Origin of the sequence: Salipaludibacillus sp. CUR1, from assembly GCF_021028955.1 — a bacterium.
Lineage (GTDB): Bacteria > Bacillota > Bacilli > Bacillales > Salisediminibacteriaceae > Salipaludibacillus.
This window is the reverse complement of the sequence record NZ_JAIWPE010000036.1, coordinates 1-20,010: the sequence shown is the minus strand read 5'-3', so window position 1 is coordinate 20,010 and position 20,010 is coordinate 1. Positions and strand designations below refer to the sequence as shown.

The following is a 20,010-nucleotide window of genomic DNA, read 5'->3' as shown; positions in this document are numbered from 1 at the left end:
TGATCACTCTCCTCTCCCGGCTATGGCCCGCGAATGGTTTAAAGGAATGACAACATTTCCGTTCCGCTTCTTCCACTGGTTATTATCAAGGCGTTTCGTCAGCATCCGCTCGATGCTCCTTCGCCTGAAAGACTGCTCTCCCGGCGGTCTCACTTGCCCTTCATGCATGACAAACGGCACGAGTTCCACTTCTGCCTTTCCGTCTTCAAAAAGACGGTAGTGTGCCAGGGCTGTCTGCCTTGTCCGCGACCAGCCCTGGTCAAAAATAAAGTTTCCGAGGCTGTAAAAAATGAGCGTATCGTTATACACTTCAACAGGCGCCAGGACATGAGGGTAGTGGCCGATAATCACATCTGCCCCTGCCCGGGACATCGCACGGGCCAATTCACGCTGTCTGTTTGTCACATGGGAGTCGTACGCCTCTCCCCAGTGGGTGTGGACAATGACGAGATCCGCTCTTTCACCGGCTTTTAAAATAGATGAGATAACCAGCTCAGGACGATCCAGAGGCATGATCCCCGGACGGAAAGTGGTTGCCGCTGAATTCGCCGCCACGATATCGGAAGCGCCTAAAGTGGCAATCGTCATACCGTCATGCTCGAAGTAAACCGCGTTCTCCACATCATCCAGATCATTCATGACCCCAGCCGCGTCAATCGCATCATGATCTTCAAAAAAATTAACGGTCGATCTGAAACCGAGATAGCCGTAATCATTAATGTTATTGTTGGCGATTGATACTGATTTGAAATTCCTGTCAGCAAGTGCGTTTACCGCGTCCGGCTCAGCTGAAAAGACGACCTGCTGCTCCTCATTAGGCGGCAGATCTTCCCCCGGGACATGGACCGGATGTTTGAAGCTGCCTGTGCAAAAATCTGACTCATTAAAGTACGGCTCTGAATACTCAAACAGATAATCATAGCCCTTCTCTTTAATGACGTCTTTAATATGCCTGTCAAACATTAAATCACCGACAAAGCTCGCCGTCAGCGCCGTCCCCTCCGCTTTTTCCACTTCAGGCGCCTGGGCAGCCGGCAAGTATTGGGAAAATACGAGCACAAGCCCTAGTCCTACAGCCAGCACAGACGTATGAAGAGTCAGCTTCTTCTTATGCGCCTTTGACCACCGCAGCAGCCGCTCCTTGTATGTAAACAGCTTATCCAAACTAACACCTCCTCCACAAAGGGGTTATTTCACAAAGGGGTCAGACCCCCCTTTTTTTACCAGATAAAATAGTAGGCTGTGATGAGGGCGAAGGTGATGCCGCTTAATACCATGGTGCTTGTTACGGTAATAAGGACGCCTTGCTTTTGAAAGGAATTGGCGATGAGTCCGGGGACGATCACTCCGATTCCGCGCAGTTCATATATTTCAAATGGCATCACCGGGTACAGGTAATCAAAGGCCAGCTTCAGGGCCACTCCTGTTAAAAGCATGGCAGCGAACTTTCGTCTCCCGTATAAAATAGTAAAACGAGCAAGCACATGAACAACTAAAAGATAGATAAGGCAGCTTATAAAAAAAATCGACATGATAAAGAAAGGCTGGTCGAAAATAAGTGCCAGGTAACCGGGCACGATGATCCCGCCGGGAAGAACACCTGCTTTTTCCGCATATAAAAGACTTAACACCACCCCTGTCACCAAGGTTATATACAAATCTGATCCGAACATCGATTGCCCACTCCTTTCTTTTTCGCCCTTAGCCAGTCAGCCCGCGTCCCGTTCCAGCCATCAGCCTGATTTAAATCTCACCGGTCTTTTTCCGCCCATCACTTCACTAAGCAACCTGCTCATCCGGTAACCGAATGAATGAAAGCTGCTGTAGCTGCCGCCTTCTTCTAACCTCCCTGGCTGCCCCTATTAAACAGCCTCCACCGTTTCACTTTCCTTCAAATAAACAAGCAGCTCTTCCGCCGCCCCATGAATATTGCCAATCCCGAACACAACCTCACCGTTAACCCTCTGTTTAACAGCAGCTGCCGCCTCTTCCACGCTTTTGCCTTCCATATTCACAAGCTCTCCCGGCTGAATCGAACCATTGCCGACCGCCTCTGTAATGGGACCGACGCTTTCACCGATTAAAACGAGAACCGATATCTTCATTTCAGGAAGAACATCCCTCGCAAACTGTTCAGTCCGATCCACCCTGTCTTCACGGCAGTTCATAATAACTACGGGACGCTCAGTCTCATAACCAAGCTGCTCCACCCGCCGCCAGATCGACAGCGTCGAATGGGCGTCATTCGCCGCAAATGCATTCACAAACGGTGATTTCTGCCCGTCACTTTCAATTTCTTCTATTCTCAAAGCCCCCGGGTCAGGTTGTGCGTTAAGCATCCCCCGGCGCGCGGTCTCTTCATCGATTTGAAGCGCCTCGGCCACAGCAAGAGCCAAAGCCGCATTTTCCGGAAAAATCACGTATGGAAACTGACGCAAAAAGTCTTCAGAGATTTGAGAAGCGTCCGCGACGATCAGTTTCGTCTTTCTTTTTTCAGCTTCTTTCAAATAGAAACTCACATACGGAGAATCATTTACAATCAGCTTGCCGTTATATGGAATGGTTGATATAAAAGATTCAGCCACATCGTCTAATGAAGGGCCAAGCATATCCATGTGGTCTTCCAGCACATTCACAATCACCCCGATATTAGCCTGGAGCATGATCGTCTGAAAGGTAATCTGATAATCAGGATTGACTGCCATACATTCACTGATAAGGGCTTCTGCTCCCCGATCAGCCGCTTCCTGGACCACCTTTTTCTGCTCTTTAATATTAGGCCCTTCCGGGTCCCGCAAAATGGGCTTCTCCTCAGGTGTATCCCAGTAGATCATTCTGGCAGACGTTCCTGTCGTTTTGCCTATCGTTTTATAGCCCGCCTCTTTGACAATACCGGTGACAAGCCTTGTAACAGTAGACTTGCCGCGTACGCCGTTTATATTTATCCTTATTGGAATACTTTCCACATTTTTTTGGTGTTTTATTCTCTCAATGACCGCAAGAGTTAAAATTATAATTGCTGAAAGAGGGATCAAATACATAAGTAACTTCCTTCCACAGTCTAAATTATCTTTAGTCTGTGTAAAAAAGCTGATTTTAGCAGAGGAATATTTTGAAAAGCCTGAGGAAGAGTTGAAGTTTTGAAAAGCCTGAGGAAAATCTGAAGGATAGAAGCCAAATAAAAAAGAGAGGTGAAAAATCACCTCTCTAACCAGTTGCTCTATTAGTCGTTTCCTAGATCGTTTTCTTCGTCATCAAACTCGTCATTTTCGTCAAATTCATTATCGAGTTCTTCGTTGTCGTCACCGAACTCTTCATCGTTGTCTTCTTCGCCAAATTCATTATTATCTTCAAGGCCGTCATTATTTTCCATACCATCGTTATCCTCGAGGCCTTCATTGTCTTCAAGACCTTCATTATCTTCAAGACCTTCGTTATTGTCCATACCGTCGTTCTCATTCATTTCAGCATTGTTGTCCATGCCATTGTTGTTTTCAAGGCCCGGCTCGTTTTCACCGCCGTTATCGCCACATGCGGCAAGTACTCCTACTGCTAAAACTCCTGATAAAATAGAAAGTGATAATTTCTTCTTCATTATAAAATACCTCCTGAGTAGTAAATCTTTATACGAGTCTTTTTTAAAAATTTTAGTAGTACCCGCATAGCTGATCTTTCGTGCTTTTGATCAACTGAGGTCATCTTACCCCGTAAACAGCCTGACAGCAATACATTCTGCAGGTTTTATGAAGTCTTTCACATTATGCCGGAATTGTCATTAAATTGTGTAACTGAGTGTAAAAAAGTATGTCTGACGGTCAGAAACAAGCTTGCTGTAAAAAAAGTTTTTTTACCAGCTACCGGCAAACCTAATGTACCCTTAATAGAGGCACAAAAAAAAGACGCGTCAATGAACGCGCCTTTTTAATCGGAATCGTTATTAAATATCTCCGTCGTTGTTATCCATGCCGTCATTGTTCATACCGTCATTGTTCATTTCTTCGTTCATACCGCCGTTGTTATCATCCATCATTGGATCGTTGCCGTTCTCAGCGTCACCACATGCTGCAAGTACTCCTAGAGCTAATACACTTGACAATGCTGTTAAAGCTAATTTTTTCTTCATGACAATCTCTCCTTTATTTTGTGTTATTCGAATGAAAGACTCATCTCAGCTACTGCTAAATCTTAATAAGTAAATAATACCGGTTAATCACTTGCTTATGATTAACTGTAGCCATCTTACCGCGAATAATAGCACGCGACAATAGTATCAGCAAGTTTTATAAATTATCCCATAATTTACCGCAATCCCTTATAAAATTATGTAATTGTTCTCATATTTGGATTAACTGGATGGTCTTCATCACACAAAAAGACGCGCCAGTGGCACGCCTTTTTTTAATTGGGTATGCTTTAATTACATATCTCCGTCATTATTCATACCATCTTCATTCATGCCATTGTTTTCTTCCATCATTGGGTCATTCTCAACAGGTTCGTTGTTTTGCATGTCTCCGCATGCACCGAGAACTCCTAGTGCGAGAACACTTGACAGTGCTGTCAGAATAAGCTTTTTCTTCATGCTCTTTCCCTCCTTTTTTTAAAAATCGAGTAAAGACTCATGATAGCTATTTACTGTTTCGCACCAATTTATGAGTTATTGTTTTCGTCGCCAGTCTCTCCGTCTAACATGTCGTTATCATCTTCATCGTACATGTCCTCATCATCAAGTATATCGCCGTCATCGACACCGCCATCATTAACATCTACATTATCATTCAGCCCGCCGGTATCGTTATTTATGCGGTCATCATTATCCTGATCGCCGCACCCGGCAAGAACTCCAGCTGCCAGAACTCCTGACAGTAAAGAGAACGTTAATTTCTTATTCATAAATCTGCCGCCTCCTTTTATACTAAGTTTTATAAAAGTCCCTAAAACGAGCTTTAGCGGCAGACGGACATAAGTCAGCGTCTGCCGCCATGGATTAATTCCGGCTCTCTATTAAGAATTTTTCTTAGCTTTCACTCAAAGTGAGCGCAAGTTCCGGTAACTTCCGGGATCCCTTACATATCCCCGTTATCGTTACCCATACCATCGTCGTTCATACCGCCGTTATCTTCAACGCCGCCGTTGTCATTAAGGCCGTCATTATTTTCCATATCGCCGCAAGCGCCAAGTACGCCCAGAGCCATTACACTTGATAGTGCTGTTAACATTAACTTTTTCTTCATGATAAATCATCCTTCCATTTAGAATAGTTAATTTATGCTAACAAACCATTTGGTTTGGAGTTAATTAATTAAACGTTATTGTCGTCGTTATCTTCATCATCAAACATGTCTTCATCTTCATTATCATCTTCATCGTCGAACATATCATTGTCTTCGTTATTGTTCTCGTCATTGAACATATTGTCGTCGTCATTATTGTTCATGCCGTCATTGTCATTCATGCCGTCATCATTGTTCATACCATCATTATCGTTAAGACCGTCGTCATTGTTCATGCCATCGTCATTACCCATGCCATTGTCTTCATTCATTTCAGTGTTGTCATTCATGCCGCCGTTGTTGTTGTCCATCATGTTGTTGTCACCTTCATTATCTCCACATGCTGCTAGTACTCCTACTGCTAATACCCCGGATAATACGGATAGACTCATTTTTTTCTTCATTACTAATTCCTCCTGTAAAAAATATTAGAATATAAATGGTTAATTTATTTTTAGTTAATCGCGGAGGGAAAAAGATTTTTCCCTTTGCCGCGTGTTTGCCTGCTAGTCATTACCTGTCAGGCTAGTTGTTATTGTTTCCTTCATCCCTGACACCGTCATTGATGTCTGAGTTGTTCACATCTTCTGTGGGATCGTTATTGTCCATACCGCCGCACCCTGCAAGGATGCCTGCAGCCAGGACTCCTGATAAAAGGGAAAGAATGGTTTTATTTTTCTTCAAAACTCAATTCCTCCTTTGAACTCCTTCTAAACTACAAATTTTGAAATATTTGTGTCATTCGGAGGACGAATTATAAGTTTTCGTCATTATCATCATTATTGTCTACATCGACATCTGTATCTTCGTCAGTGTCTACTTCAACATCAGTATAGTTATCATCATTATTCATGTCTTCATCGTCGTTATTGCCAAGTCCGTCATTGTTATTGTCCATTCCGTCATTATTCTCATCGCCGAGACCGTCGTTGTTGTTTTCAACGCCGTCATCATTATTCATACCATCGTCGTTATTCATTCCATCATTATCATCCAGACCGCCGTTATCATTCTCTACACCATTGTCATCGTTCACGCCGCCGTCATTTTCTTCAACGCCGCCGTTATTGTTGTTCTCATTGATTTCAATATCGACGTTCTCGTCATCACCGCAAGCTGCCAGAATTCCTAATGATAAAACAGCAGATGCTGTCGTTAAAATTGCTTTCTTCATAAAGCTGATACCTCCTGATAAAGTATAATTATTTTTTGCTAAAAATTTATGAATGCATTTAGCAATGTGTATATCAGCCTTATTTCACGAAATCGTCAATCCAAAACCTAGTTCATTGTTTTTAGATAATCTCTCATATTCTTCACACATAGTCACAAATTCCAAAAAAACAGTCCATTAGTATATGGAATAAAGGCTGAAAATGTCTAAAAATAGTTAATTAAACGTTTGATTGAGGCTGGGACAAAATCCAAAAGCTGGGGGGTCAGACCCCCCAGCTTTTGGTAATAGTAACACTTTCACCTGATTTTATGTTTAGATAATGAGTGTTTCCTTTCTCCAGAGTTTGTATCAATCTATTAACGTCTTCATGTTCTCCGTGGGTAAAGATGGTTTTAGCAGGCTTAAGATAAGATAAAAGAGCCGCTGTTTCATCTTTGGTCGGGTGAACGTTAAATGGCAATTTGCAATAAGTGCCGTATTCTAGAGCTTTCTTTTTAACCGTCTCGTTTTCTGGTCCTGCTGTGACCAAATGAGTGTGTCCGTCGGCTGCCCACGCATCTTTCTCCTCAAGCCTTTCGGCAGTAAAAAACCCGATGGAGCCTGGAGGAACATCCGCAGGAGACTCAGTTTCAGCTATTGGGCTGTCCGCTTCCCCTATCTTTTTAAAAAGAGAAGCCGCGCTTCTTTCAGTGAGCCATTCTGGCCTGTCCCCCAGCTTTTTACTTGCCTGCTTCAGTTTATTCTCCATATAAATAAAGCTGCCTTCATTTAATTCAATCCGTTTACAAACCGCGGCAAGAAGTTCCTGGGATTTCCCGGCTAAAGGGACTTGAAAGCACACTCGTTTCTTCCTCTTTAAGGCTTCCTTTAACTCATTCATTATTTCTTCTATAAGATGCTCCTGCCTGCTGTTGTAATCTCCATAAGCTGCATCCATTACAGCTAGTTCAGGGGCTTCCGTAAGCTCAGGATACTGATAATTAAATAAAGTTGATTCCATTGAGTAATCGCCAGAAAAAAACAGCGTCTTGCCTGAGATTTTAAAGGCGTACCATACTGAACCCGAAGTATGGCCGCTCCTGCCGTATTTAAAGGACACCTCATTGTTCAGCTCAATCCACTCGTTTGTTTTTTGTTCATCAACCGCTTTAAAATTAACCTTCGACTCATCTGTTAACGTGTAAAGAAGGTTACTTCCTTTATCTTCAGCTTTATTTCTCCACTCTTTGAAATACTCTTTTGTTTCGTCAATGGAAGAGGCGGTTGCCAGCACGTCACCTGAAAATCCAAGGCTGACTAAGTAAGGAAGAGCGAGCGTATGGTCTTCATGAGAATGAGTAACGAAGACATGTGAGACGCGTTCAGCTGTTTTCCTGTCCAGACGTGGATAAATATCATTAAAGTTCCTGGCATTTTTCATAATTCCGCAATCCACCATTAACGTGTTTTTTCCGCATTCAATGAGAAAGCAGGAGCGTCCGTACTCTCCTGCCCCTCCTAAAAAAGAAAGTTTCACCATAGAATCATCCTAACTCTTATTACTGCCGGTACATTTGAGAACGGTTTTTAAAGTGTTCAACCATGATAAGAACCACTGTTGTCAGCCCAACGCTCACAAGCGCCATAGCCATCCCCAGAGCAGCGGTGCCCTGTTCAAACTGCGAATAGATAAAGGTGGCTGACGTGTGCATGTTTGGCGGCCGTAAAATAAGTGACCCAACGAGTTCACGCATGGAAATCGTAAAAGTCATGATCCAGCCTGCTAAAATGCCGGGAATAATTAAAGGTATAAGAATGGTCCGTAACATATAGACAGGCTTTGCCCCGCTCATTTTTGCGGCATTAAATAAAGAATCTCCAAGCTGCCCATAAATCGCTTTAATATTTTGCACAGTAAAAGGTAAATAAAGAACGACATAAGTGAGAACGAGCATCATCCAGGTATTATAAATCATCCCGGGATTCCACGGGGAATTCCAGAACAAAATCAGGCCGACCACAACCACTATGCCAGGAACAGTATTCGGCGCAAGGCTTAAGAAGTCCATCGATTTTTCAGCCGCACCCTTTTTCCGCATTATGACAATTGCCATCCATATTCCTATTGCGGCACTAATAGTGGCCGCAAACGCCGCGAGCCACACGCTGTTAAAGAGGGCTTCCAGACCGCTTCCCGTAAACAGGTCGATCATATGCTGGAAAGTTAAATTCCCCCAGCCGAGCCCGTCTCCCTGAACACGCATAAATGCAGTAGATACCACTGAGAAATACGGCACTCCTATGGCCAGGCCCAGCACACCAGCCAAGTAAAGCCAGGCAGCGATCCGGTATTTTCCAAGAGGGGTAAACGCTTTTGTCTGCCCTTTACCAGAGATTACCTTATCATGGCGCCGGCTGACAAGCCATTGCTGGATATACCAGATGGTCATACTCACACTGAGAAGCATCGTCGACAGAACAGCAGCCGTGCCGAAATCCAACGGCCATACGGAGGTGTACCGGTGTATTTCTGAGGTTAACACATAAAATCCAATCCGGTTCCCAAGAGTAACCGGCGTGCCAAATTCCCCAATTGTTTTTACAAAAACGAGCAGCGCGCCCATACTGTATCCTGAGAAAAAGAGGGGAATAATAATTCTTTTCAGACGGTATAAAAAACTTCCCCCGTGAATGACGCCTGCTTCTTCCATCCTCCCACCTATATTATCGAGCGTATTGCGCATAATGAGGTAAATAAATGGAAATAAATGCAGGCTCATTACTAAAACCATCCCGAAATAGGTGAAAAAATAAGGTGTAACCGCACTTAAAAAGGGAAACATTTGCTCAGCATACCCGTTCGGCTGCATGGAAAGAATCCAGCCCATCGCTCCTATATACGGCGGTGTCATAAAAGGGATAATAAGGACAATATCAATCCACCGGTGTTTACGAAGTTCTGTTCTTGCCATAAAAAAGGCGAGAGGGGCTGCAAGAAGCGAAGCCCCTATCACCACCCCAAAGCCAAGCAATAACGAATTAGTTAAAATGATACGGTACTGCTCTTCAAATATAATCGAAAAAGCAGAGAAACCTTCAAACGCTCCTTCAGGCGTCACACTTCTAATCAGCACTAAACTAAGAGGCATCAGTACAAGGATGACCAGTACGAGCAGCGCTGACGCTTTATTCAGCGTTTGGATGGCGTTTCTCATGTTGAACATCTCCAATCTCCGTCCGCTGTTCTAGCGGACATTGCTTAAAAATTCTTCAAGTATGTCATCGGTGTTTTCTTCTAAAAAGTCCCATTGAAAATCAAGCTGTTCGATCTCTTCGAACGTTGCCCTGTCTTCATGGGCATCTACATCTGTACGGGCTGGCAGCAAATAAGCATCTGCCACGATTTCCTGTCCTCTGTCAGATAAAATGAAATCGATGTACTGCTGAGCGGAATCAACGTTTTCAGCAGACTCCAGAATAAAGGCAGGACGGGGTGTAATCATTGTGCCGCTTTCTGGAAAAGCGATATCCACCGGTTCACCGTTCTCGATGTTGTTATAAACCATATAATCGACACCGGCCATTACTGCTTTGTTCGCTCCGCTTATAACGGTTTGAAGAGCAGGGTTATTAGCTCCTTCAAGGCTAAGCCCGTTTTCACTCAGCTCTTCTATCAGGTCCCAGCCGGCATCGCCTTCCTGGTTAATATAGGCAGCCACGAAATCACGCGCCGTCCCCGACTGAGTCGGATCCGGAACAGCAATCTGGTTTTCATATTCTTCTGTTACAAGGTCACTCCAGTCTGCCGGAGGCTCTTCAACCATATTTGTATTGTAGCTGATGCCTAGAGCCGACGCGCTGAACCCGTAGAAATGGTAGTCGTCATCATACCATCCGTCCTGGAGGCGGTCAGCGTATTCAGATTCATAGGCCATCGTCATCCCCTGATCTTTAAATTCCATAGCCGGGGGCAGGGAGGCAAGAACCACGACATCTGCAATCGGGTTGCCTTGTTCTGCTTCGAGACGGCCTAAAACGTCTCCGGTTGTTCCCTGATACATATCTACTTCAATTCCCGTTTCGTCTTCAAAAGCTTCAACAAGGTTCTCAGCCATTCCGCCTGGTCCGGAAGTGTAGATAGTCAATGTTCCAGTTTCGTCATGGCTTTCTGCAGCAGCTTCTCCATTAGCGTTTTCGTCAGCCGTCCCATTTCCAGCGTTTGATCCGTCATTTTCCTGTTCCATTTCAGTCTGCGCACATGCTGTAAGAGTGAGTACTCCTAAGCCTGCGATTAGTCCTTTAAGCTGTTTCATGTCGTTCGCCTCCTGTATGTGCATTAGTCATTACATGAATGTAGTTGCCGGTCACTTCAAAGAAAATATGGTCCCCAGGCGACAGTTTACTTTTCGAATAGGCAAACAGAGATTGGTCTGAACCGCCTATTCTGAATGTCACTTCATAACGTTCTCCCAGAAAACTTACTGTTTCAACTTCCGCCTCGATTCCTGTTTCCCGTGCCGTACGCGACAGATTAATATGTTCAGGTCTGATAACTGCTGTCACGCGGGAGTTATACGGCAATTCCCCCATAAAGTTTTTTGAAAAAGGGATAGCGGTGTTCTGATTCAGCTTTAAATAATGAACGTCTTCATAAAGGACATGTGTACCGTTAATCAGGGCGCCTTTCCCTACAAACTTTGCGACAGTCTCATTTTCCGGCCTCTGGTAAACCTCTTCAGGTGTGTTGACCTGCATCATTTCTCCCTGGTTCATGACAACAAGCCGGTCAGACATCGCCATCGCTTCATTTTGATCGTGAGTCACGTAAACAGCTGTCATATTGAGTTTTTTTACAAGAGACTGTAAAAGAATTCTCATCTCGTCTCGCAAAGTGGCATCCAGAGCACTTAACGGCTCGTCCATTAAAATGATGGACGGGTCATTTGCAATAGCTCTTGCGATCGCCACCCGCTGCTGCTGCCCACCTGAAAGCTGGTGCGGGTAACGCTCCGCGTGGTCTCCTAATTGAACATTTGATAACGCCTCTTTTACCTTTTCTTTTAGATGGGCTTTTTGCCCGGTAGCCCGCAGCCCGTACGCTACATTTTCAAATACGGTCATATGGGGCCATAAAGCGAAATCCTGAAAAACCATCCCGATGTGCCTTTTTTGCGGTGAAACATTTAATCTTCTTTTCTTTGAATAAACGGTTTTATCTCCAAATTGAATCTCTCCGTCATCAGCATTTTCCAGTCCCGCAATAATCCGGAGGAGCGTCGTTTTTCCGCATCCTGACGGTCCAAGAAGGCTTACAAATTCCCCGCTTTTTATCGTTAAATTCAGTGGCTTTAATGCTTGCAGTTTACCGAAGCTTTTTTCGATGTCCTGTAAAGTAATATCCATTTGCCACTCTCCTTTCATCCATTCTTTCAATGTCAACTCACACTTTACAGGCCGAATGTAAAGCTATTGTTAAGCTCATTTTAATCCTTAATCAATAATTTCAATGTATAATCTATGAGAGCATAGATAATTTCTATAAGTAAGTCACTAAAAAAGGTGGGGAATTTAATGAACCTGCAGCAGCTTGATATCTTTCACAGGTTTTCTAAGTCGAGAAGTGTCACCAGGGTCGCAAAAGAACTTGGTTTAAAGCAGCCTACCATTACGTTCCATTTAAAAAAACTTGAGTCTGACCTTGGAGTTAAGTTGTATGAACGGGTACGGGACAGCATTCAGCTTACCGCAGCGGGGGTAACACTTAATAATTATGCCGGAGAGATTATTAGTCTTTTTAATGAAACAGAACGGGTCATGCGGGATTACCAGTCCTCCGCAAGGGGTGAACTCTTTTTAGGGGCCAGCCATATCCCGGCAAACTACCTCCTTCCGCCTGTTTTCAGTGTATTTACAAATGAAAAACCGAACATTCAATTAAACGTTCAAGTCGCATCGACTCCCACGATCATTGACCTTATTAAGGAAAAGCAGCTCGACATTGGCATCGTCTCAGAACAGATGCTTGAAGATCAGGCTTTAGAAATACGAAGGCTTGTAGCAGATGATTTAGCCCTGGTTATACCTTTCAGCCACCCCCTTGGCAAAAAAGACGAGATAGGGCTCGATGATCTTGTTTCTGAACCTTTTATCCTCCACCGGAGCGGTTCAACGAGAGAAGTCATTAACAGGTGGCTTAAAGAAAAAGATCTTCAGCTATCAATTAAAATGGAACTGACTAATATTGAGGCAATCAGACGGATGGTAATGTTGAACTCAGGATTATCCATCTTATCTAAAAGAGCAGTAGAAGAAGAGGCCACAGCCGGGAGAGTAAAGACCGCAGAAGTTCCGGAACTTGAAAAAAATCGCTATATAACTCTCATATACAGAAAAGACCGCCCGATCACTCCAGTGCTCCAGCGGTTCATAACTGAGTTATATAAGAATTTGTAATAATTGGATCTTTCTGGGGGGTCTGACCCCCCAGGGTTTTCCATTAAAAAACCCGCCGGGAGGGAAATACCCGGCGGGATCTTTGTTCTGTTATTCTTTTTTATCGCCTAAAGCAAACATAAGCTCCGCTTCGGCTACACTCTTGCCGTCTACCGTCGCTATGGCTTTGCCTTTTCCGATCGTTCCCCTCAGCCTTGTCATTTCAACTTCAAGACGCAGCTGGTCGCCCGGACGGACTTGCCCTTTAAATCGGCAGCCGTCAATACCTGCGAAAAAAGCGAGCCGGCCGCGGTTTTCTTCTTTCTTCAGCATGGCTACTGCCCCTACCTGGGCAAGCGCTTCAATAATAAGGACTCCCGGCATGACCGCATAATCAGGGAAATGGCCGTTAAAAAACTCTTCATTAGCTGAGACGTTTTTAATGCCTACAGCCTTTTTGCCTTCGTCTACTTCGAGAATCTTGTCCACAAGCAGAAATGGATAGCGGTGAGGGATAATATCTTTAATTTCTTCAATGTTCAGCATGTGTTTGTGACCTCCTCATAATAACAGGGGATAAATCTGTTCCCCTTTAGTTTACGTCTTTCTCCCTTTATGTACAAGTGGCGTTCTGCACGGTCTTTATTTACGTAAGGTTTACCTAAATGCGGAACTAACCATGTATTAAATATGCTTAGATTTGAAGTGTCATGCGCCCGCCCCAATACTAACCATTCACCCGCTCCAAAGCTCCGCCATTATGCGCCGCCCTCCCTAAACTGCTTTAAAAAACACAAAAAGGAGCTGCCCTTAAAAGTTATCCTTTCGGGGGCAGCTCCTTCTCTTTAACGTCCGCTCTCTGTTCCTTCGAAAATAATATCATAAATATGGAACCATGTTTGCGGATTAAACACTTCCATAGGGTTGCCGCCATCCCCTAAAATCCAAAAGCCGATCATCGCACCTAACACCAGACTGACACCAAGTGCAAGCACTAATAACACAAGCCTGAGCCATATCGGAAATAACCGGACCCGGCCTCTTTTATAAGTCCCTTCTTCCCGTTCTTTCCGTTTCTTTTCGGCTCTGCTGGCTTCGGCTTCTTGTTCTTCTTCCGGCTCTTCAGAAGTATCACCGGCCGTCGCCGTACTTGCTGCAGCACCTTCTTCAACGCCTCTTAACGGATCCGTCCCTTCCGCTGTTTCTTCCCCGCCTTCAGCTTCACTTGATACAGAAGGATAGCCGTCAGCCTTTCCTTCCTGAGAGTCACTTGTGCCAGAAGAAGATACACCGTCATTTCCTTCGGCAGCATCACCTGTTGAAGAAGATACATCCTCATTTTCTTCGCCAGGTTCGCTCGCTTCAGATGAAGAAACTCCGGAATTCCCTGCCGAAGCTGCCTTGGGTTCCCTGCTCTCACTGTAACTGTTCTGAGTGCCGGCTAACGGGTCTTGCGTCTCTTCAGACTCAGAGGGAGGGACTTCTCCCTCTTCTCCGGCTGACCCGTCACGGGAAGCTTCACCGGATATTCCGCTGTCTGCACCAGCCGTACCCGAGGCCTCATCTGAGTCAGAACCCTCCTCTGAACGAACGTCCTGGGATGGATTATCCTCATTGTCAGACGTTTCTCCCGATTTTTCTCTGGAAATAAAGGGTTTCATGTACTCATGTGACGTTTCTGTATTCTGTTGTGAGTTTGGACTGCTGCCGGTGCCGGTTGACTCGTCTTTAGTATGAGACTCACGTTCTTTGCCGGGACCGGATTGTCTGGTTTGATCTTTGTCTTCACTCATGTCTGGCTCCTCGTCGATTCCTTGTTAATCAATAATAACACGATTGGTGACAGTGTGTCATATGAGAAATAGGACTGCTCTTTCATTTCGCCTAACGGAGATTCGTGACAATCCCCATCATCTGGTCAGTAATGCCAATAGCGCGGGAGTTGAACTGGTAAAATCGCTGGGCGTCAAGCATATCTGCCATTTCTTTCCCAGTGTCCACGTTAGACATTTCCAGTGAGAACTGGCTGATGATTTCTGTTCCGGCTGCTTCTTCAACAACATCGCCAATATCTGCGTCCAATGCTTCCAGGTCGGGAAAAATAAAGCTGTTGGTGCCAATACTGGTTAAAAGCTGCGGTTTAGTAATGTTTACTATTTGAAGCTCCGCCACATCTTCAATCGTGCCGTCTTCAAGGGTGATCTGAATCGTTCCCGCTTCATTAATTCTCAAATCTTCATAAGTGGAAGGCACGCTTATCGGTTCGCCTGTCGACGATAGGACAAACTCCCCTTCCGAATTGACAAGATGGTTCTCCCCTTGAGCCGCCGGATTAGGGCTTAAGTAAAAGGCGCCATCCCGTGTGAAGCGGCGGTCGCCGTCTTCAGTTTCTGCTATTTCAAAGAAATAACCCGGTTCAGTGAGAGCCACATCGAGGGGACGTCCGGTCTCCTGCATCGTCCCTTGCTGAAAACGCATGGCCGTCTGCGCTATTGCAGCCCCGGCACCTCGACGGATGCCATACGGGGTCTGTCTGCCCGCTTCCTGGGAAATCACCGGCTGATTGTTCACCTGCTGGACGAGAAGATCTGCGAAGTTTGTATCACGGCGTTTATAGCCGGTCGTATTGGCGTTGGCCAGATTATGCCCGATGCTGTCAAGCTTCGTCTGCACCTGTCCCATCGTTACTGCCGAATTAATCATTGACTGATTCATTATCTATTCACCTGCTTTCAAAGGGTCGCGTCTTAAGGCTGTCAGCCAGCTGTATTAGCGTAGTCTTCCAATATCGTTGACTGCCCGCTCCATACTCTGGTCGTAAGCCTGAAGCACTTTCTGGTTCGCTTCAAACGACCTGAGGGCCGACATCATCTCAGTCATCGTCTGTGATGCGTCAACAGTGGACTTCTCCACGAACCCTTGCTGAAGCTGGTATGACACGTCATCGTTATCTATTGCGCTCGGCGTGTCGTTTTCGCCGTCATAACGCAGCAGACCGTTCCCTTCTTTTACAAGCTGCTCAGGGTCGCTGATCACAGCTACGTTAATTTGGCCGAGAAGTTCATCTTCTGCGGAAAAAATTTCGCCGTCACTGTTCACACGAATCGTTTCATTCTGCACATTGACAGGTTCGCCATCAGCAGCCAGTATGTAGTATCCCTGTGAACTGGTGAGGAAGCCTTCCGAGTCGATTGTTAAACTTCCGTTCCGTGTATAACGCAGATCTCCGTCACTGTTTAATGTTTCGAACAAAAGGACAGCGTTCTGGCCGGTTTCTTCGTCCTGCGGCACGCGCCCCTGAAGAATAGCAATATCTGTATTATTTCCTGTCTCCTGCATATCGCCCTGATTAAACTTGGGTGTTTGCTCCTGCATATATACGCCTGTTGCCAGCTCTCCCACTCTGTTTGTCCCGTGCGACCTTGCATGGTCCGTTCCCATTGCGCTGATAAGCATATTCGGGAACGTGCGAAGGGAGGCCTGGTCAGCTTTAAAGCCAGGCGTATTCACGTTTGATAAGTTATTAGTCAGCATTTCCTGCCGTCTCTGCTGCGCAATCATCCCTGCGCCCGCTGCGTGCAATCCTCGTAGCATGTCTTTCACCTCTTTGATTATGAAGCTGCTCTCAGGCAGTTTTCTATTACTTATATCGGCCCGGCTTCAAAATCCTTTAAGGTTAAAGACGAACTCGCTGGTTTATTAGACTTTTATTTTATTTCTGTTTATCCGGTCTAAATTCTCCAGAAGCATACCTGTCCCGTTAGCTACACAATCCATCGGTTCTTCAGCTATGAATACAGGGACTTTCAGCTCTTCTGCAAGCAGCTGGTCAATGCCGTGCAAGTAAGCTCCGCCTCCGGTAATGATAATCCCGCGGTCAATAATATCCGCCGATAATTCAGGTGGAGTCTTTTCAAGGACGTTTTTAGCAGAGACGACAATGTGGGTAATTGATTCTTCCATCGCTGAGCGGACTTCTTCAGAAGTGACAGTGATGGTTCTTGGGAGCCCGCTTACCATATCACGTCCGCGGATCTCAATTTGCTCGTCTCTCGACCCTTTAAAAACCGTGCCAACTTCTTTTTTAATATCTTCTGCCGTCCGCTCCCCGATAAGAAGTTTGTACTTCTTTTTAATATAATGAAGAATGTCGCTGTCAAACCGGTCTCCGGCCACTTTAATTGATTCTGCAGTCACAACTGATCCCATCGAAAGGACAGCAACATCGGTTGTTCCTCCGCCGATATCCACGACCATATTCCCGCTTGGCTGGTAAATATCCATTCCTGCCCCTACAGCTGCCACCTTAGGCTCTTCTTCAAGGTAAATATTTTTTCCGCCGCTTTTTTCCGCTGCTTCACGAATCGCTTTCTGCTCAACTGACGTAATATTCGTTGGGCAGCAAATGAGGATTCTAGGTTTTGAAAACCATCCTTTTACACGAATTTTCTCCAAAAAGTGTTTAAGCATGGATTCAGTTGTATCAAAGTCTGCTATAACGCCATCTTTTAACGGTCTGATGACAACAATGTTACCCGGCGTTCTGCCTACCATCTGGAAAGCTTCTTCGCCTACAGCAAGGACTTTTTTAGTAGACGACTCAATCGCCACTACTGAAGGCTCGTTCAAAACGATGCCTCTTCCTTTGACATGTATCAAAATATTAGCTGTCCCTAAATCAATTCCAATATCCCTTCCAAACATTCGTTGTTTCCTCCCAGTAGTAATTTAGTTTGGCTGACTTTCCCGGCAAAACGCTGATTTCTTTCTCCCGTTACTATATATGTACGCCTCAAAAAGACCTGCTTTTTAAGAACTTCATTTATAGTTTTTACATCCAATATAATATTTTATCACAAATTGTCGTTTTAAAGGAGGAGAATTTGCCATTTCTTTGAGTCATAGGTGGTGTATGCCATAGTCTTTTCCATAAATTGCCGAACTTATTAGCAGTCGGCACCTTTGTTTCGGCCAGCCCGCTGCTGATAGCGGATGCATCGGTCTCTTCACTTACCGGCAGCTAAAACACAGTTTTTAAAGGTGAGGATCGTATCAGGCATTAAGAGGCTACCGTAAGCCTTTATAGAAGATTCTTTCTTAAGGAATGAAAGCAGCTGACGAAAAAACTTTCGTTAATAGGGCTGTCTTCTGGTAAGTGCAGAGCGAATAACGGGACTGAGCCGGCTTGCTAAGCTTTTTTCAGAAAGGAAGGAACCAGACTGGTAAACGCAGTTTCCGGCTAATTTTTTTCAAAAAGATGAAGACTGGGGCCAAAAAAAGGCACCAGCCTGTTAGATTCATTGGCTTTATGAATTTTCCACTGTGATTGTTAATCCATAGTTAGCCGCATCTGAATGTTTATGAAAGCTCTGTTTGTGCCACTGAATAGGTTATGAGATCTCTGTTTACTAACTCCTCCCGTTTGTCAGTTGATGCTGGTTTCCCCCTGAAGAAAAATTTTCAATACACGATACATCAAAATTTGTCCCTTTTGTACGCCTGCTTATACTTTGGTTTCGGCCATCTGGCTCTTTTCAGTAGATTGTTTGTACTTTACTTTTGTCGCTTCACCACCCCTCAGATGGCGGATCGATTTGTGGTAATCGAGAATGGTCTTTACTTCGTTTGCAAGTTCGGGATTTATTTCCGGCAGCCGTTCCGTTAAATCTTTATGAACGGTGCTCTTTGAGACCCCAAACTCTTTCGCTATGGTCCGGACTGTTTTTCTTGTCTCTACGATGTACCTCCCTATCTTGATAGTCCTCTCTTTGATGTAATCGTGCACATCTCTCGCCTCCCTTATCATTCTGGAGTTCAAAAAGACTAAGAAAAAGACAGCCTGAGTTAACAGAGGTGCCGGCAACATTCAGTCCCCAGTACCAGCCCCTGTTCTAAACACAGTGTGCATTCTGTATCGACTAATGACTTTTACCTATTTTACACACTACCGCTCGTCTGCCACCCTCATCCTCTTTGAACGACCTTCTCTTGTTGCATTAAGGTTTGTTAAATTTTATTAGAGGAATGGCGAAGATATGCCTAAAATGCACAAAAGGAAAAAGCTGGGGGGTCTGTCCCCCCAGCTTTTTCCTTATTAATTTACTTATTTTTAAGACATTCCGCGTTCTTGCTCGATTTCTTCTTCCGGTTCTGGAACTTCTTCAGGGGCTTGCTGCTCATCCTGCTCTTCATCTGTGAAATCCGGTAAAGCGGTTAGTGTCTGATCCACGTAATCAAGTGGATTGACTGGTACATTGTCTTTTCTAATTTCAAAGTGGGCATGTACACCTGCATCTGTGTTATATAGGTTTCTGCCGGCTTGGCCAATGACATCGCCTTGTTTTACCGTTTGCCCAGGTTCAACAGTGACACCGTCAAGGCTTTGGTAAATAGTAAGGATATCTTCTTCATGCTCGATATGGACTACCTGTCCGAATAAAGCATCTTCTTCAGCTTTCACCACAGTACCGCTCATTGCAGCGCTGACATCAAATGGCTGATTATCGTCTCTGGCCAGGTCAATTCCCCGGTTTTGGTAGAAATAATTGTTGTAACGAATGAACGCTTGCTCCTGATCTTCTACAGATGCTTCAAAGTCATGAAAGATACCTACAACTGCAACTTCATTTTCGTCCACAACAGGCAATTCAAATACCTCATCATGGGAGACAGCTGGAACCGCCTCTTCTTCATCTGCTTCTGTGGATTCTGATACATCACTTAATCCTTCAGTTGACTCATCAGCGGACTCTTCTATATCAAACTCAGAGTCTCGTTGTTCATCTGTGAGATCATCAGTTGATGTCATCCACAAAAATGACGACAATACTACAGCGGACAATGTAAGATACACTGCTGGCAATGCCCAGCGCTTTTTCATCAGGCGTTTCATTTTCGCCTGCACTTGCTCCCATTTGGAAGCTTTGTTTTCTTCATGATTATTCATGTAATCACCACCTCAGCAACCATTCTGATCAGATTGCCGAGAATATATACATAATTTTGAAAATTTTATTTTTTATGGGGGGACAGACCCATAACGATTGCACGTAAGTAAAATAAATACACCAATGTTAATATATGTAAACAATATTTTGGGTTAATTTTAAAAAAAGGCGGACGAGGCATATAACGACCTTGTTCCCTTTT

General features: G+C 44.7%; 23 protein-coding genes. 1 reads left to right on the top strand and 22 read right to left on the bottom strand.

Features of this window, described 5'->3' with window-relative positions:
* Positions 1-3: 3 nt before the first annotated feature.
* From K8O68_RS08300 to K8O68_RS08225, 15 genes are all read right to left on the bottom strand, one after another.
* Positions 4-1,164 (bottom strand): CapA family protein, encoded by a 1,161-nt coding sequence (locus K8O68_RS08300; protein WP_230896440.1) that lies wholly within the window; start codon positions 1,162-1,164, stop codon positions 4-6.
* A gap of 56 nt (positions 1,165-1,220) precedes the next feature.
* Complete coding sequence (gene pgsC / locus K8O68_RS08295) at positions 1,221-1,673, bottom strand: poly-gamma-glutamate biosynthesis protein PgsC (RefSeq protein WP_230896439.1); 453 nt, start codon at positions 1,671-1,673, stop codon at positions 1,221-1,223.
* A gap of 189 nt (positions 1,674-1,862) precedes the next feature.
* Entirely contained in the window at positions 1,863-3,041 is a 1,179-nt protein-coding gene (gene pgsB, locus K8O68_RS08290) for a poly-gamma-glutamate synthase PgsB (protein WP_230896438.1), read from the bottom strand.
* Positions 3,042-3,223: 182 nt separating this feature from the next.
* The gene (locus K8O68_RS08285; protein ID WP_230896437.1) at positions 3,224-3,595 is read right to left on the bottom strand and encodes a hypothetical protein; all 372 of its coding nucleotides are present in this window, start codon (positions 3,593-3,595) and stop codon (positions 3,224-3,226) included.
* A gap of 342 nt (positions 3,596-3,937) precedes the next feature.
* A complete protein-coding gene (locus tag K8O68_RS08280) occupies positions 3,938-4,123 on the bottom strand; it encodes a hypothetical protein (RefSeq protein ID WP_230896436.1) in 186 nt (61 codons plus the stop codon).
* A 294-nt stretch (positions 4,124-4,417) separates the two neighbouring features.
* Complete coding sequence (locus K8O68_RS08275) at positions 4,418-4,582, bottom strand: hypothetical protein (RefSeq protein ID WP_230896435.1); 165 nt, start codon at positions 4,580-4,582, stop codon at positions 4,418-4,420.
* Between the two features lie 68 nt (positions 4,583-4,650).
* Positions 4,651-4,893: a DNA primase gene (locus K8O68_RS08270; RefSeq protein WP_230896434.1), complete on the bottom strand. Its 243-nt coding sequence runs from the start codon at positions 4,891-4,893 to the stop codon at positions 4,651-4,653.
* 173 nt (positions 4,894-5,066) lie between these two features.
* Positions 5,067-5,234, bottom strand: coding sequence for a hypothetical protein (locus K8O68_RS08265; RefSeq protein WP_230896433.1), 168 nt, complete (start codon positions 5,232-5,234; stop codon positions 5,067-5,069).
* Between the two features lie 68 nt (positions 5,235-5,302).
* Entirely contained in the window at positions 5,303-5,677 is a 375-nt protein-coding gene (locus K8O68_RS08260; RefSeq protein ID WP_230896432.1) for a DNA primase, read from the bottom strand.
* 121 nt (positions 5,678-5,798) lie between these two features.
* Complete coding sequence (locus K8O68_RS08255; protein ID WP_230896431.1) at positions 5,799-5,957, bottom strand: hypothetical protein; 159 nt, start codon at positions 5,955-5,957, stop codon at positions 5,799-5,801.
* A 70-nt stretch (positions 5,958-6,027) separates the two neighbouring features.
* Positions 6,028-6,447, bottom strand: coding sequence for a hypothetical protein (locus K8O68_RS08250; RefSeq protein WP_230896430.1), 420 nt, complete (start codon positions 6,445-6,447; stop codon positions 6,028-6,030).
* A gap of 265 nt (positions 6,448-6,712) precedes the next feature.
* Positions 6,713-7,969, bottom strand: a complete 1,257-nt coding sequence (locus K8O68_RS08245; protein WP_230896429.1) for an MBL fold metallo-hydrolase — start codon at positions 7,967-7,969, stop codon at positions 6,713-6,715.
* 19 nt (positions 7,970-7,988) lie between these two features.
* Positions 7,989-9,653, bottom strand: coding sequence for an ABC transporter permease (locus tag K8O68_RS08240; protein ID WP_230896428.1), 1,665 nt, complete (start codon positions 9,651-9,653; stop codon positions 7,989-7,991).
* Positions 9,654-9,674: 21 nt separating this feature from the next.
* Positions 9,675-10,742: an ABC transporter substrate-binding protein gene (locus K8O68_RS08235; protein WP_230896427.1), complete on the bottom strand. Its 1,068-nt coding sequence runs from the start codon at positions 10,740-10,742 to the stop codon at positions 9,675-9,677.
* Positions 10,729-11,832, bottom strand: a complete 1,104-nt coding sequence (locus tag K8O68_RS08225) for an ABC transporter ATP-binding protein (RefSeq protein WP_370640504.1) — start codon at positions 11,830-11,832, stop codon at positions 10,729-10,731. The genes K8O68_RS08235 and K8O68_RS08225 overlap by 14 nt, the downstream gene beginning before the upstream one ends.
* A 168-nt stretch (positions 11,833-12,000) precedes the next feature.
* Here K8O68_RS08225 and K8O68_RS08220 point away from each other — a divergent pair, with 168 nt between their 5' ends.
* The gene (locus K8O68_RS08220; protein WP_230896426.1) at positions 12,001-12,882 is read left to right on the top strand and encodes a LysR family transcriptional regulator; all 882 of its coding nucleotides are present in this window, start codon (positions 12,001-12,003) and stop codon (positions 12,880-12,882) included.
* A gap of 90 nt (positions 12,883-12,972) precedes the next feature.
* Here K8O68_RS08220 and fabZ read toward each other — a convergent pair whose 3' ends face one another.
* The 7 genes from fabZ to spoIIQ all read right to left on the bottom strand — a co-directional run bounded on the left by fabZ (position 12,973) and on the right by spoIIQ (position 19,807).
* Positions 12,973-13,407: a 3-hydroxyacyl-ACP dehydratase FabZ gene (gene fabZ, locus K8O68_RS08215; protein WP_230896425.1), complete on the bottom strand. Its 435-nt coding sequence runs from the start codon at positions 13,405-13,407 to the stop codon at positions 12,973-12,975.
* A gap of 299 nt (positions 13,408-13,706) precedes the next feature.
* On the bottom strand, positions 13,707-14,654 hold the full coding sequence (locus K8O68_RS08210) for a DNA-directed RNA polymerase subunit beta (protein WP_230896424.1): 948 nt from the start codon (positions 14,652-14,654) through the stop codon (positions 13,707-13,709).
* 91 nt (positions 14,655-14,745) lie between these two features.
* A complete protein-coding gene (locus tag K8O68_RS08205; protein WP_230896423.1) occupies positions 14,746-15,576 on the bottom strand; it encodes a flagellar hook-basal body protein in 831 nt (276 codons plus the stop codon).
* Positions 15,577-15,630: 54 nt separating this feature from the next.
* Positions 15,631-16,455, bottom strand: coding sequence for a flagellar hook-basal body protein (locus tag K8O68_RS08200; protein WP_230896422.1), 825 nt, complete (start codon positions 16,453-16,455; stop codon positions 15,631-15,633).
* Between the two features lie 105 nt (positions 16,456-16,560).
* Positions 16,561-17,565, bottom strand: coding sequence for a rod shape-determining protein (gene mreB, locus K8O68_RS08195; protein WP_230896421.1), 1,005 nt, complete (start codon positions 17,563-17,565; stop codon positions 16,561-16,563).
* 799 nt (positions 17,566-18,364) lie between these two features.
* Complete coding sequence (spoIIID, locus tag K8O68_RS08190) at positions 18,365-18,646, bottom strand: sporulation transcriptional regulator SpoIIID (protein WP_093053145.1); 282 nt, start codon at positions 18,644-18,646, stop codon at positions 18,365-18,367.
* Positions 18,647-18,970: 324 nt separating this feature from the next.
* A complete protein-coding gene (gene spoIIQ, locus K8O68_RS08185) occupies positions 18,971-19,807 on the bottom strand; it encodes a stage II sporulation protein SpoIIQ (RefSeq protein ID WP_230896420.1) in 837 nt (278 codons plus the stop codon).
* Positions 19,808-20,010 lie beyond the last annotated feature (203 nt).

Bases quoted from the DNA above. Each gene is read 5' to 3' on its own strand.
- K8O68_RS08205 (WP_230896423.1), bottom strand. From the start codon at position 15,576: ATGAATCAGTCAATGATTAATTCGGCAGTAACGATGGGACAGGTGCAG.
- K8O68_RS08220 (WP_230896426.1), top strand. From the start codon at position 12,001: ATGAACCTGCAGCAGCTTGATATCTTTCACAGGTTTTCTAAGTCGAGA.
- K8O68_RS08270 (WP_230896434.1), bottom strand. From the start codon at position 4,893: ATGAATAAGAAATTAACGTTCTCTTTACTGTCAGGAGTTCTGGCAGCT.
- K8O68_RS08280 (WP_230896436.1), bottom strand. From the start codon at position 4,123: ATGAAGAAAAAATTAGCTTTAACAGCATTGTCAAGTGTATTAGCTCTA.
- K8O68_RS08265 (WP_230896433.1), bottom strand. From the start codon at position 5,234: ATGAAGAAAAAGTTAATGTTAACAGCACTATCAAGTGTAATGGCTCTG.
- K8O68_RS08235 (WP_230896427.1), bottom strand. From the start codon at position 10,742: ATGAAACAGCTTAAAGGACTAATCGCAGGCTTAGGAGTACTCACTCTT.
- K8O68_RS08260 (WP_230896432.1), bottom strand. From the start codon at position 5,677: ATGAAGAAAAAAATGAGTCTATCCGTATTATCCGGGGTATTAGCAGTA.
- pgsC (WP_230896439.1), bottom strand. From the start codon at position 1,673: ATGTTCGGATCAGATTTGTATATAACCTTGGTGACAGGGGTGGTGTTA.
- K8O68_RS08285 (WP_230896437.1), bottom strand. From the start codon at position 3,595: ATGAAGAAGAAATTATCACTTTCTATTTTATCAGGAGTTTTAGCAGTA.
- fabZ (WP_230896425.1), bottom strand. From the start codon at position 13,407: ATGCTGAACATTGAAGAAATTAAAGATATTATCCCTCACCGCTATCCA.
- K8O68_RS08275 (WP_230896435.1), bottom strand. From the start codon at position 4,582: ATGAAGAAAAAGCTTATTCTGACAGCACTGTCAAGTGTTCTCGCACTA.
- mreB (WP_230896421.1), bottom strand. From the start codon at position 17,565: ATGTTTGGAAGGGATATTGGAATTGATTTAGGGACAGCTAATATTTTG.
- K8O68_RS08210 (WP_230896424.1), bottom strand. From the start codon at position 14,654: ATGAGTGAAGACAAAGATCAAACCAGACAATCCGGTCCCGGCAAAGAA.
- pgsB (WP_230896438.1), bottom strand. From the start codon at position 3,041: ATGTATTTGATCCCTCTTTCAGCAATTATAATTTTAACTCTTGCGGTC.
- K8O68_RS08240 (WP_230896428.1), bottom strand. From the start codon at position 9,653: ATGTTCAACATGAGAAACGCCATCCAAACGCTGAATAAAGCGTCAGCG.
- K8O68_RS08245 (WP_230896429.1), bottom strand. From the start codon at position 7,969: ATGGTGAAACTTTCTTTTTTAGGAGGGGCAGGAGAGTACGGACGCTCC.
- K8O68_RS08225 (WP_370640504.1), bottom strand. From the start codon at position 11,832: ATGGATATTACTTTACAGGACATCGAAAAAAGCTTCGGTAAACTGCAA.
- K8O68_RS08250 (WP_230896430.1), bottom strand. From the start codon at position 6,447: ATGAAGAAAGCAATTTTAACGACAGCATCTGCTGTTTTATCATTAGGA.
- K8O68_RS08200 (WP_230896422.1), bottom strand. From the start codon at position 16,455: ATGCTACGAGGATTGCACGCAGCGGGCGCAGGGATGATTGCGCAGCAG.
- spoIIQ (WP_230896420.1), bottom strand. From the start codon at position 19,807: ATGAATAATCATGAAGAAAACAAAGCTTCCAAATGGGAGCAAGTGCAG.